The organism is Gluconobacter albidus (genome assembly GCF_002005485.1).
Lineage (GTDB): Bacteria > Pseudomonadota > Alphaproteobacteria > Acetobacterales > Acetobacteraceae > Gluconobacter > Gluconobacter albidus.
This window is the reverse complement of record NZ_CP014689.1, coordinates 168,216-181,140: the sequence shown is the minus strand read 5'-3', so window position 1 is coordinate 181,140 and position 12,925 is coordinate 168,216. Positions and strand designations below refer to the sequence as shown.

Sequence of the window (12,925 nt, the reverse complement as noted above, 5' to 3'; positions counted from 1 at the left end):
CGCCAGTCTGTCATGACGTCATTTTTTGGAGCTGTGTCAGCCTTGGATTTCCATTGCAATGACCGGATCGTCTGGATTTCGCAGCAGATCCTGCCTCACGAACCGGACGTACGCCGCTGGCTGCGCGGTTTTCGTGATATCGACACCGACGACGTCATTCAGGAGTGCTACGCCATTCTGCTCGATGTCGAAGTCGCAGCAATACAAACGCCCAGAGCCTATTTCTTCCGGATCGCCCGGAATATCGTCCTCCAGCAGTACCGCCGGGCGAAGGTTGTCTCCATTACGGCGCTGGCGGAATTCGACGTCCACGGCATCGCGGACGATGCCTCATGTCCTCACCGGACGATCGAAGCCCGGCAGGAACTCGAACGGCTTCATCACATGATGCAGGATCTCCCCGAACGTTGTCGTCAGGTCCTTCTGCTGAGGAAACTGGAAGGACTTTCACAACGTCAGGTTTCCGAACGGCTCGGCATTTCGGAAAATATTGTCGAAAAACAGGTCGCCCGTGGTCTGCGCGCACTGAGCCGACTATTCTGCGACGACCGGCCGACACCCCCGAAAACGCGCCCCGCCCCGATGAAGAAGGTTACGACCCTCCTTTGAGCCATGATGACACGAGCATAGGCTCGATTGATGCGGTCGCCTTCGATTGGGTCGCACGCCTCGACAACGCCCCTCTGAATGTTTCCGATGCCGCAGCCCTCCAGCGCTGGCTCGCAGAAGACGTGCGCCATCGCGGAGCCTTCGTGCGTGCGCAGAGCCTCTGGATGTCAGCAGGCCGCATGGCCGCGCTTCAGGGCATGCCGCTTCGCGCTCCCGTCCCGCCCCGCGCTCTTTCAAGGCGCGCGCTTATCCGTACGGCCGTAGCGGCCGGGATCGCGGGGGCAGGCCTGATCCCGCATCGCTCCGCAGATGCCTCGGAGATTTTCCACGCGGCCTCCGGGCTGATGCACGTCACCCAGCCGGAATGCGGCGAGATCGTTCTCGATCAGGGGACGATCCTGCGCATTCGCCGCAATACCGGCCGCCCTGCGTTCGACCTGCTCACGGGGCGCATGAGTCTGGCAGCACGCCGCGTGTCCCTCCCGATCAACATGAACGGGCTTTTCATCGCCTTGCAGCCTTCCAGCAAACTGATTGCTCATGCAGCCGGAACCGACAGCGATGCCCTCGTGCTGCAGGGTCACGCCCTGAGCCATTGCGCGCAGGAACGGATGGAGCGCCATCTCCATGCACGGGACTGGATCCAGACCACCCCCCGTTCCATTACGGTTACAACCCTCTGCGACGACGACATGGAGCGCGCTGTCGCCTGGAGTCAGGGCAAACTCGAATTCCAGTCCGTGGATGTCGTAGAGGCCATCTCCGAACTGAACCGTTACAATGCCAGAAAGATTATCCTGACCGGATCTGCCTGCGCGCACCGGAAAATCAGCGGTATCTTCATGCTGGACGACCCTCTCGGTTTCGCCCGCGTTCTCAGGGAAATATTTGGTGTCCGCCTCAGTATTTCCAAAGAAAACATTGCAATTTCATGACCGGAACCATGCGTTCGTGACGCCATAAAAGCTTCACACAAACACAACGGCGGATTTTTCGATCTTTTACATCTTTGAAGCGAACGTAGCCGAACGGGGATCGAACCTGCTGTGTCTCGCTTTATCCATCATACACGATTTCTTTCTGCTCTTGCCTTCTCGACAACCTGCCTCGCCAGCGGTTTCGTACCCCACAGGGCCTTTGCGCAATCGACTGCATTCAATATCGGACGCATGCCGATTTCCCGCGCGATCATTACCTATGGTCGGCAGGCCAATATGCAGATCATTCTGGCCGATCCCGTGCGCCAGTCCATCACCGGAAATGCCGTTCAGGGCAGCATGGACAGTCAAACCGCTCTGGAGAAACTTCTGGCCGGAACCGGACTTGAAGTAATTTCCACGCATGACCGACTGATTGTCATCGGTCTTCGCAAGACAGCCGCAGCTTCCGGCGTCAAAACAGCCTCTGCCCGCCGCCTTGGACGGGATGCAACCGTCAGCGAGAACGTGAATGTCACCGGAAAGCGGGACAACACCTCGACCAAACGCTACGCTTCGCAGATCGTCGATACGCTCAGCGCGGCCCAGATGCGCACGGTGCCCGATCTGAGCGTCGTCGAGGCGGCCCGGCGCATCGTCGGCATTTCGGTCATGCCGAGCACGGACGACAACCGGTCGGACAACAATATCGAAAACATCACGATCCGCGGCCTCGACAATTCCTACAACCTCATCACCATTGATGGCGCCCAGCTTGCCAGCGCCAACAATACCTATCGCGGCGCACGGCTGGACCTCATCCCATCGTCCATGCTGGGCGAACTCCAGGTTCTCAAAACTGTGGACGCCTATAACGATCCGCAGGGGATCGGCGGTCAGGTCAACATGGTGACGAAAAGCGCATTCGATTACGGCAACAGTTTCGATACGCAGCTTCTCGGCGGATGGAACAATCTTGCCGGGAGTGTCGTCCAGCCGATGCACGAAAACTGGCGCGTCGACGGCGCCCTGACGCGCGTATTCGGCAAGAACAAGGAATTCGGCTTCGTCCTTTCCGGCAACTATCAGGAACTTCATTCCGCCTCGCACGCGATTTTGCCGGGCGATACGACGGGTGACGGCTGGAACTATTACAGCACCTCGGGAACATCCGTGGGCTCCCCTACCAACACGGACGCACAGGCTGCAAAAGGCAACGCTGTTCCCGTGCGTTCGCAGGATTACGCTTTTGATGACGCCTATCGGCGCTACAGCCTGACCGGGAAGTTCCAGTATCGACCGTCCAGCCGCTTCGATCTGTCGGTTTTTGGCGGCTACTTCCACACACTCGATCAGGAAACGCGCAACGAAGCGCTTTCGATGCCCTCAGGCACATGGACGCAGGGCGCAACCCCCGACACCGGTTCCGTCACGACCGGCCAGTATCAGTTCGGAATCACACAACAGCCCGAGACGCAGCGGACATGGTTCGTCAACGGCAAGATCCATTACGACATCAACGACCGGATGCACCTGAATTTTCTCGCGTCAGACTCCATCGCCTGGGACGACAGCTACCGCACCATGATCAAATACAACACCGGAATGAACGAAAACACGAACAAGACAACATACCAGTCTGCCTACGGATATAATTATTCCATCAACAACGGCGCTCCGGTCATTGCCCTGAACGACCTCTCCGCGGCCAATGACGCCAACAACTACAACCCGCGTTACTGGCGGTTTTACGGCTTCCACGTCAAGAATGACGTACGGTTTCTGAGGGGCGACTGGCGATGGGACGTCGGGCATGGTTTCTGGCTGAATGCCGGCGTCACCCAGACGATGACACATGTGGACAACAGTGAAACCTACACCCAGTGGATCCCGAAAGATGCCATAACCGCTGCTGAAATCGGGAACATGAACGAAGTACTCGCGAGCAAGGTCCTGACGCTGGAATCCGCTCCGGGGCTGAAATTTCCCATTTTTAATTATCAGGAAGCCCTCAACAAGCTCCTGAACAACAAATCTCTTTTCAAAACCACCAACACAACGTCAACGACCAAACCAGCCTACTATCACCTTCAGGAGTCCATCACTGCCGCCTACTTCCAGACCGGCTGGCACAACCGCTACGTTTCGCTTCAGGGCGGCTTCCGCTGGGACCACACACGCGCCGACATCGGAAATTTCAATGGCGTAACAAATTCCGGCGTCACCGATTACCAGTTCGAAACGCGAGGAGCCGGTTACGATTATCTCCTCCCCTCGGTTCTGGCCTCATTCAACGTCAGCCCCACAATGAAGCTGCGCGCGGCATTCACCGAGACGGTCGGTCGCCCCAACTACGGAGACTACGGCGCCGCGACAAGCACCACATTCGACGGCGCGACCGTCAATATTTCCCAGGGCAACCCGAACCTCAAACCCCGTCATTCCTGGAATTACGACCTGTCCTATGAATGGTATCCGCAGAAGGACACCCTCGTAACGGTCGGGATCTTCTACAAAGACATTCACGACGAAATCTATACACGCACATCATACGGCAATGTCGTGATGGACGGGAGCACTTACGCTGCAGTCGTCTCCGAACCCCTCAACGCCTCCGGTGCGGGCATGCGTGGCGTCGAAATGCAGTTCATGCGTCAACGCTTCGGCTTCCTGCCCGGAATTCTGAAGAATTTCGGTATTTCCTTCAACGCGACCTTCCTTCAGGGGTTCTACGAGGAAACCATGGACGACGGTTCGCAGCGCAGGGTGCACGGTCTCTCGAACCAGCCGTCACACATCTATAACGCCTCACTGTTTTATGCCGACAAACATCTCGAGGCGCGCGTCGCCTATAACCGGATCGGAAAGTCCCTCTATTCCACGTCCGGCACGGCAAGCTGGCAGGACATGTGGCTTCAGGAGCGCGGACAGCTCGACCTTCAGGTCAGCTACCGTTTCTACAAATGGCTTTCCGCCACCGGTCAGGTCCAGAACCTGACGGGGGAAGGTTACGAAACCCGGATGGGGCCGCGTGAAAACCTGATCCAGGACCGTCATCCCGCCGGACGCAGCGTCTGGTTCGGCCTCCGCTTCCAGCCGGATTTCTGATCTCATGAAAACGCTTGTTCTGTCATTTTTCGCCCTCCTCCTCACCGCGTCCGTCAGTGCCCCAGCCCTCGCTCAGGAGGAAGCCCCCATGCTGGGTGCGGCAAAGATTCTGCGCACCGTGCCGGCACGGGAAGCCACGCAGGGTGTCGCCAACGATCCCCGGTTTCTCTACGCCATCGAAAACAGCACAATCGGCAAATACGACCGAAGAACAGGCCAGCGTGTAGGCTTATGGTCGGGTGATCGCAGGGTTTTCATCCATATCAACAGCTGCGAAACGCAGGGGACCGAACTGGTCTGCGCGATGTCGAACTATCCCAATGTTCCGATGTGGAGTTCTGTCGAGTGGTTCGACACGAAGACCATGCGTCACCTCCGCAGCCACAGTTTCGGCCCCGGACGCGGATCGCTCACCTGGATCGACTGGCATGACGGAAGCTGGTGGGCATGTTTCGCAAATTACGACGGCGATGGCGGCGAAGCTCCCCGTGACCACCGCTCCACACTGCTTGTGCGGATGGATCCGCATTTCGTCACACAGGAGCAGTGGCTGTTTCCCGAAGACGTCCTCAACAGCTTCGGCCATCACAGCGCATCGGGCGGACACTGGGGTCAGGATGGCCGCCTCTATGTCACCGGACATGACGCCCCCAGCCTTTATGTTCTCGCCCTTCCGGATGCTGGCGGGCGCCTCCTTCATGTCGGCACATATGATTTGCCCACACGCGGACAGGCCTTCGACTGGGACGTTATCTCCAGCCATCACCTGTGGACCATCGACCGGCAGAAAATGACCCTGGTCGAAAGCAGCCTTCCGACACCATAAACGCTTCAGCGCATCAGATCGTCCGCAAAGCGTCGCAACAATTTTCCCAGCTGGTCGAGGTCATCATCCGTCCATGACGCGAGGATGCGATTGGCCAGCCGTTCGCGCGCCCGGTTCAGCACTGCAATCATCTCTCTCCCGCGCGTGCTGACCACGGCCTCGCGGACACGCCTGTCCTTTATCGAAGGCTGACGTTCAATCAGCCCAAGGGACTCCAGCTTCGCCATCTGGCGGCTCACTGTCGTGTGATCTCGACCCGTCCGGTCCGCAAGTTCCACCACGCCAATCGGTCCATATCTGCCGACACGGGCGAGGAGCGGAAACAATGCCCGATCAAGCGGGAGCCCCGCTTCTTCGATCAGTCGATCATCCCGGCGCGGACGGTTGATTTCGTCGACAAGGTCGATGAGCGCGCTGTGCAATTCCTGCAGGATCTTGGAGTCGTGTGTATTTTTCACGTAATTATTGCTTTATCCAATTTAATGGTGATATGTGCATATTACACGCTGTTTACTGGAGAAGCCAATGGCTTTTGATACGGACGTTCTGATCTGCGGTGCAGGAGCAGCAGGCCTGACCCTGGCTATCGACCTCGCACGACATGGAATTGACTCCATCCTGATCGAGCAGAACGCGCAGCCCTTCGGTGGCTCGCGGGGAAAAGGCCTTCAACCGCGGTCACTGGAAATCTTCGAGGATCTCGGCCTTCTCGACAGACTTATGGAGGCGGGCGGCCCATACCCCCCGCTCCTCGTCTATCGTGCGGATGGAAGCCGTGAGAAAACGTCCCTGAGCGAGGACAGGACAACTCCCAGCCCGGCAGAACCTTATGCACATCCCCTCATGGTCGCGCAGTTCCGCACGGAAGCTGTCCTGCGCGAGCGCCTTGCAGAACTGGGGCAACAGCCCCGTTTCGGCTGCCAGCTGACAGGCTTTGAGCAGGACGCAGATGGCGTCTCAGCCCGCATTCAGGATGCAACGGAATCGCACACTCTGCGGGCGCGATACCTCATCGGAACCGACGGCGGACGCAGTTTCGTCAGGAATGCGCTCGGGATCGGTTTCCCCGGCCAGTCCCTGGGTGTCCGCGCGCTTGTTGCCGATGTGGACCTCACCGGGCTGGATCGGCTCGTCTGGCATCGCTTCCAGCTTGGAACTGCCGCAACCCAGATCATGGTCTGCCCGCTCGTCGGCACCGAACTGTTCCAGATCCAGGCGCCTGTACCTCTGGAAGGAGAAGTGGACCTCTCCGCTCAGGGCCTGACAAGCCTCCTCAGGGATCGCAGTAACCGTGACGATATTGTCGTGCAATCGGTCGTATGGTCATCGGTTTATTCCATGAGTTCCCGGCTGGCAGACCGCTATCGTGTCGGACGCGTTTTCCTGGCAGGTGATGCTGCCCATATTCATCCGCCTACCGGTGGCCAGGGGCTCAATACCAGTGTTCAGGACGCCTATAACCTCGGCTGGAAACTGGCTGCTGTCCTCAAAGGCGCACCGGACGCCCTGCTCGAGACTTATGAAGAGGAACGGCGGCCGATCGCCAGCGACATGCTGGATCTCTCGACTCGCATGCTGGGCGAGGCACGAGACGGTAGGATGCGCCGCAATCGTGAAGTCCGGCAGATGGACCTTGGCTATCGCGCATCTTCCCTGTCGCAGTCCGAGCGGGCTGAAACGGCGCGGATCAAGACCGGCGATCGCGCGCCAGATGCACCATGCCGCACTCCAGACGGTCAGCAGACCCGACTGTTCACCCTCTTTCAGGGCCCCGAATGGATTTTGATGGGACAAAATGTTCAGAACCGTCCAGCCGCCAGCTCTGGCCTTCGCATCATAACCGTCGGCGACGGAGGAGATGTTGTGGACGATAACGGCTTCATTGCCGAGGCCTATGGCCTCGACGGCAACGAGTGGGTCCTGATCCGACCAGACGGCTATATTGCAGCATTTTCTTCCAGCGAAGGACTGAAAGAAACGCTTTCGCACTACCGCGAGGTGGCAATCCCCGCGTCTGCGCCTTCTCCCTCCGCCCCTGAAAAGAAACACATGGCCTGAATTACATTTTTCCCTTAAATAAGGCCTATGCATCACATCGGATTTTTTGTCTGCCCGAACCACCGGATTCTCGATCTCGCAGGTCCTCTGGGGGCTTTCGAAGAGGCCAACACCCTCATTGAGGGTGGGGCCTACCGGCTGACGGTCATCTCCGAACCCGGCGGCATCGTCGTCGGGAGCTCGGGGGTGCCCATCGACACCCAACCCATCCTCAGCACGGTTTTCGACACGGTTCTGTTCATCGGCGGAGACATCGAGGCTTTCCAAAACCCCGGCGTCATCGCAGCCGCAAAAAATCTCACGGCAAACACTGGCCGTATTGCGAGTGTGTGTACCGGTGCATTCCTCCTCGCAGAAACCGGGTTGCTCGACGGTCGCCGTGCAACGACCCACTGGCGCCTCGCACCAGAACTGCAACAGCGCTATCCCCAGATCAGGGTTGAGGCCGACCGTATCTTCATCTCGGACCACAATGTCTGGACATCTGCGGGGATTTCCGCAGGGATTGACCTGGCGCTGGCCCTCATCGAAACCGACCACGGCATCGAAATTGCACGCAACGTCGCACGTGAACTTGTCGTCCCTTATCGCCGATCCGGAGGGCAGTCACAGTTTTCGGCCATGTCCCGGATGGAACCGGAATCAGACCGGATCCGCATGGCACTGGCATTCGCGCGCGACCATCTGGTCGAGCCCCTGCCGATTGAACGTCTGGCCGAAGCGGCCCGGTTAAGCGTCCGGCAGTTCGGGCGCGCATTTCGCAGCCAGACCGGCGAGACACCGGCCAGAGCGGTTGAACGTCTGCGCGTGGAAGCAGCCTGTGGCCGCCTGCAAAGCGGGTCGGAACCGATCGAACAGATCGCAAAAGCCGTTGGTTTTTCCGATCCGGAACGCATGCGCCGCGCCTTCGTCAAGCTGCACGGTCATCCGCCGCAGGCGATCCGGCGCGCGGGCCGTCAGGACAGTGCCCTCTGAGTGATGACAAGGGCATGCTCTCAAATAGAGAGGACGCCCAGCAATGCCTCTAGCGGGTCATGAATGAACCCGTCGGCCTTCAGCATGACCAGCCCATGCAACTGCCCCCACCTGACATGTGCCGAAAGATGCGAAGCCTCCGGGTCCGAAGCCGTAACGCGCTCCAGCAGCGGCTGAAAACTTGCGGTCGCTGCACGTTTGAGAGCGCTGTCGGGTGCGGCCCCCGGAACCAGACCCGATGCGAACATCAGGCGATAAAGCTCCACATTCCCTTCCCCGAACACAAGGTAGGCCACGGCCATCCGTTTCAGCGCCGTCTCTTCCGCACCGTCCGATGCGGCTTTGAGAAGAGCCTCGGCGAACCGTTCGAACCCATCCGTCGCAACGGCGGCGAGAAGGTCTTCACGGTCACTGAAATGGCGATACGGCGCCGACTGCGCCACGCCAGCCCTGCGTGCCAGCGATGCCATGGAAAGCCCCTGCGCCCCATGAGCGGCAATTTCCGCCCGGGCGGCATCGAGCAACACTTTCCGCAAATCACCATGATGATAGGTCCTGCGAGAACCGGAGGATTGTATGCCTGCGCCTTGCTTCATGTGATGACTTATAACATTTAAGTTGACACCGGATCAACAAATGATGATGTGATGAACTATCACATAGGAAATCGTCATGACCCTGATCCCGAAATCCCATGCCTCCACGCACTCAGGCGCGCCCTATCTCGCCAGGAATTTCAAACCGATCGAAGTTGAAACGACCGCTTTCGATCTGGAAGTGACCGGTCGTATTCCCGAAGCACTGAACGGTCGCCTGCTTCGCATTGGTCCTAACCCCGCCGGCACCCCGGATCCCGCACGTTACCACTGGTTTTCAGGCTCGGGAATGGCGCACGGCCTGCGCCTGCGGGACGGCAGGGCGGAGTGGTATCGCAGCCGTTATGTCCGGGACGCAGCCGTGGTCGCTACTCTGAAATATCCACCGCTCGGAGGGCCTGGGGCCGGTCTGCGCGATGGCAGCGTAAACACGAACGTCATCAGCGTCGGTGGAAAACTATACGCCGTTGTCGAAGCCGGCAGCCTGCCCGTCGAACTGACCTACGAACTGGAAAGCGTTGCACGTGCGGATTTCAATGGCACGCTTGAAGCCGGCTTTACCGGCCATCCAAAGTTCGACCCCCTGACCGGTGAACATCACGCCCTGACGTATGAACCCGGACAGCCCGTTCGTTATATTTCGCTCGATCAGAACGGGCGTGCCACGACAAAAGCGCGGATCAACCTGCCCCATATTCCACTGATCCACGATATGGCATTTACCGCATCGTTCATCGTCATACCGGATCTTCCTGTCACGTTTCAGCCCGAACGCTCGGAAGCGAAATTTCCCTGGCTTTGGGACGCGCGCCGGGATGCGCGGATCGGACTGTTGCCACGCGACGGAGACGTTACCGCCCTTCAATGGTTCGAAGCCCCACACTGCTTCGTCTTCCATTTCGTGAATGCCTATGACGATGGCGACCTGACCCTCATTGACCTTGTTCGCCATCCCCGCATGTTTGACCGGGATCACAACGGCCCGAACGAAGGAGCGCCCACCCTCGTCCGCTGGACGCTCGACCGCCGCTCCGGACAGTTGAGCGAAACGCTCCTTGACGATCACGGCACTGAATTTCCACGGATCAATGACCGGTTCGGCGGTCAGTCCTATCGCTTCGGCTACACAGCCCACTGGGGCCGCGACGTGCGCTTTGGGCCGGCCATGAAACACGACATGCTGCGGGGAACCACGGAAATACATCATTACGGCCCCGACCGCATGACACTGGAGCCCATCTTCGTGCGCAAGCCAGATGCCCTTGCCGAAGATGAAGGCTGGATCATGTCTTACGTGTATGATGCAGCCCGAAATCTGAGCGATGTCGTGATTCTGGACGCGCAGGATTTCGCAGGTGAACCCGTCGCTACAATACACCTGCCGGTTCGTGTGCCGTTTGGTTTCCATGGAGAATGGATTGCCGATGACATCCCTGAATTACCTGCGGCCTGAAACCGGTACGCACCACTTTTGGGTGCGTACCAGCTCTCTACAGACTAAAGAACCGGACGCATCAAACCGTCCCGAGACCCCGGAAGTTTTTTATACACGACGTCACGAATTTCTGGGGGCGCCTCCGCAGGGTTTCCAGCATGAAACGGTGGCTGCGGATCATACTGGACAAGAAGCTGCACTTCCTGCGCAGCCTGTGCCCCACGGAGTTCAGCCGCGATCGCCAGACCGAAATCAATACCGGCCGTCACCCCGCCGCCGCTCATGAAGCGGCCGTCTTTCACGATACGCGCAGGATCCGGAATGGCCCCATACTCCTTGAGCACGTTCAGAAACGCCCAATGACAGGCACTCCGCTGTCCCTTCAGGACGCCTGAAGCCGCAAGGATGATCGAGCCGGTGCAGACAGAGGTCACATATCTCGCAGTCTCGGACAGACGCCGGACGTGCCCCAGCATCTCGGGCTTCATCATGGCCGAAAGATTCAGGGCACCAGGCACGCAAATGACATCGACCTTGTCGATATCGGAAAGTTTTTCCGTCGGCCCGAAAACAATCCCTTTTTCCAGCGTGACGAAACCGCCCTCAGGACTGGCAAAACGAATTTTCGTATTGGGAATGCGCGAAAGGATTTCATTGGGACCCGCAAAATCGAGAAGCGTCCCGTTCGGATAAATCGCGAACAGAAAATCGATAGGCTTTTCGGCTGTACCCGGCACAGCCGCCCGTACGCTTTCCGGCAAAAGGCGCGTTGCCGCCGTGGCGGCAATCGCAGCGCCGCCCATGAGCATCATGCGCCGACGCGCACGCCCGTCCTCACTCAACTCTTCCGAGATCGTCTCGCCAATAATTCCAGACATTTCCGTCTCCTCATCTCTCCGGCCCTACAGGGCTGGTTGCTGGACGGTCCTGAGACGTAATCGCACATCAGAATTTCCAAAAGGACCTATTTCCCTTGTTTTACGCCATCTGAAACATACGGCGTCATATGTCTTAAAATAAGGGAAATACGTCCTTTAGGTCATATCGCATTTCGCTAGGATCAACGGGAACGATGATCGCGTCCGGAACGCCTGTCACGTTTTTCTAATATGGGGATCTGATATGAGACTTTCGGGAAAAACCGCCCTCATCACGGGCGGTACGAGCGGTATCGGCCTTGCGACCGCAAAGCGGTTTATCGCAGAAGGTGCCCGCGTTGCCGTGACCGGCCGTGACGAAACCCGGTTTGCGGATGTGCATGCAGAACTGGGCGGCGAAGCCCTCGTTCTTGCTGCTGACGTCCGGTCTGTCGACGCCATGAAATCCGTTGCGGACGAGGTCCGCAAATCATTTGGCGGCCTCGACATCCTGTTTGTAAATGCCGGCTATGTCATTCCGACACCATTACAGTCGATTGATGAACGTCAATACGACGACATCATGGATGTCAGCGTCAAAGGCGCCATATTCACAATGCAGGCGGCGCTGCCCGTGCTGCGTGAAGGAGCCTCCGTTATTCTGACGACGTCTTTCATTGACCAGACCGGCAAACATGGCCTGTCTCTGGTCGCCGCCGCCAAAGCGGCAGTCCGATCATTCGCTCGGAGCTGGTCCTATGAACTGCTCAACCGCAAAATCCGTGTCAACGCGGTCGCACCCGGCGGTATTGAAACGCCGCTTCTGAACAAAATCGGCCTCTCTGAAGCCGAAGTAGAAGACTTCAAAGCACAGTTCGCTGCGAGCGTCCCTCTGGGGCGAATGGGCCGGGCCGAGGAAATTGCCGCCGCCGTCCTGTATCTCGCAAGCGACGAATCCCGATACGTTATCGGAACAGAACTGGTCGTCGATGGCGGTTGTTCGCAACTTTGAACCACAGATCCAACAGCTTCCACGCATATTTAACACGGGGACAACCATCATGACATTTACAAAGCCGCTCGCCTCTTTTCTGGGTGCCTCCATAGCCTTCGCCCTGCACTGTACCCCTGCCCTGGCAGCCAGTACGCAATCGCCTGATGCGGCTGCCGTAAAAGCTGTGACCGAACAGTTTGCTACTGACCTCGCCAAAGGGGACCTTAAGGCGATTTCACGTCTCTACACCGATGATGCCAGGCTGCTACCGCCCAATGACGATCCGGTTTCCGGTCGTGCTGCAATCCTCGCCTATTTCGAGAAGACCCTGCGGCCGGATCTTGTCGGGGGCGCCACATTCGATCACTACGAGATTTATGGCGGTGAAAACTCCGCCATCAGCCTCTCTCAGATCAGAATGTTCGATACCAGAGGTCAGGTTATTGAGCGCGGAAAACAAACAATTGTCCTGCTCAAGCAGGATGGAAAATGGAAGATTCATCGGGATATGTGGTCTGACAACGCTCCCACCAGTCCCGAAAAACCATAA

Annotated in this window: 12 protein-coding genes; 9 read left to right on the top strand and 3 right to left on the bottom strand. The window is 58.2% G+C overall.

Features of this window, described 5'->3' with window-relative positions; all coding sequences use genetic code 11:
• Positions 1–42: 42 nt before the first annotated feature.
• The 4 genes from A0U94_RS00735 (at position 43) to A0U94_RS00720 (ending at position 5,460) form a co-directional block, all read left to right on the top strand.
• Entirely contained in the window at positions 43–609 is a 567-nt protein-coding gene (locus tag A0U94_RS00735; protein ID WP_062028498.1) for an RNA polymerase sigma factor, read from the top strand.
• Complete coding sequence (locus tag A0U94_RS00730) at positions 606–1,544, top strand: FecR family protein (RefSeq protein ID WP_167369332.1); 939 nt, start codon at positions 606–608, stop codon at positions 1,542–1,544. The genes A0U94_RS00735 and A0U94_RS00730 overlap by 4 nt, the downstream gene beginning before the upstream one ends.
• Before the next feature lie 234 nt (positions 1,545–1,778).
• Complete coding sequence (locus A0U94_RS00725) at positions 1,779–4,634, top strand: TonB-dependent receptor (protein ID WP_077802138.1); 2,856 nt, start codon at positions 1,779–1,781, stop codon at positions 4,632–4,634.
• A gap of 4 nt (positions 4,635–4,638) precedes the next feature.
• Positions 4,639–5,460 (top strand): hypothetical protein, encoded by an 822-nt coding sequence (locus A0U94_RS00720; RefSeq protein ID WP_077802137.1) that lies wholly within the window; start codon positions 4,639–4,641, stop codon positions 5,458–5,460.
• Positions 5,461–5,465: 5 nt separating this feature from the next.
• Here A0U94_RS00720 and A0U94_RS00715 read toward each other — a convergent pair whose 3' ends face one another.
• The gene (locus A0U94_RS00715; RefSeq protein WP_062109337.1) at positions 5,466–5,918 is read right to left on the bottom strand and encodes a MarR family winged helix-turn-helix transcriptional regulator; all 453 of its coding nucleotides are present in this window, start codon (positions 5,916–5,918) and stop codon (positions 5,466–5,468) included.
• Positions 5,919–5,985: 67 nt separating this feature from the next.
• Here A0U94_RS00715 and A0U94_RS00710 point away from each other — a divergent pair, with 67 nt between their 5' ends.
• Entirely contained in the window at positions 5,986–7,518 is a 1,533-nt protein-coding gene (locus tag A0U94_RS00710) for an FAD-dependent oxidoreductase (RefSeq protein ID WP_077802136.1), read from the top strand.
• Between the two features lie 27 nt (positions 7,519–7,545).
• Complete coding sequence (locus tag A0U94_RS00705; RefSeq protein WP_062109341.1) at positions 7,546–8,493, top strand: GlxA family transcriptional regulator; 948 nt, start codon at positions 7,546–7,548, stop codon at positions 8,491–8,493.
• Between the two features lie 20 nt (positions 8,494–8,513).
• On the opposite strand, the gene A0U94_RS00700 is transcribed toward A0U94_RS00705, so the two are convergent.
• Complete coding sequence (locus A0U94_RS00700) at positions 8,514–9,089, bottom strand: TetR/AcrR family transcriptional regulator (protein ID WP_077802135.1); 576 nt, start codon at positions 9,087–9,089, stop codon at positions 8,514–8,516.
• A gap of 76 nt (positions 9,090–9,165) precedes the next feature.
• Between A0U94_RS00700 and A0U94_RS00695 the strand changes: the two genes are divergently transcribed.
• Complete coding sequence (locus tag A0U94_RS00695; protein ID WP_077802134.1) at positions 9,166–10,542, top strand: carotenoid oxygenase family protein; 1,377 nt, start codon at positions 9,166–9,168, stop codon at positions 10,540–10,542.
• 44 nt (positions 10,543–10,586) lie between these two features.
• On the opposite strand, the gene A0U94_RS00690 is transcribed toward A0U94_RS00695, so the two are convergent.
• Complete coding sequence (locus A0U94_RS00690; RefSeq protein WP_077802133.1) at positions 10,587–11,402, bottom strand: DJ-1/PfpI family protein; 816 nt, start codon at positions 11,400–11,402, stop codon at positions 10,587–10,589.
• A 244-nt stretch (positions 11,403–11,646) separates the two neighbouring features.
• Between A0U94_RS00690 and A0U94_RS00685 the strand changes: the two genes are divergently transcribed.
• Entirely contained in the window at positions 11,647–12,393 is a 747-nt protein-coding gene (locus A0U94_RS00685) for an SDR family oxidoreductase (protein ID WP_077802132.1), read from the top strand.
• 49 nt (positions 12,394–12,442) lie between these two features.
• On the top strand, positions 12,443–12,925 hold the full coding sequence (locus tag A0U94_RS00680) for a YybH family protein (protein ID WP_167369331.1): 483 nt from the start codon (positions 12,443–12,445) through the stop codon (positions 12,923–12,925).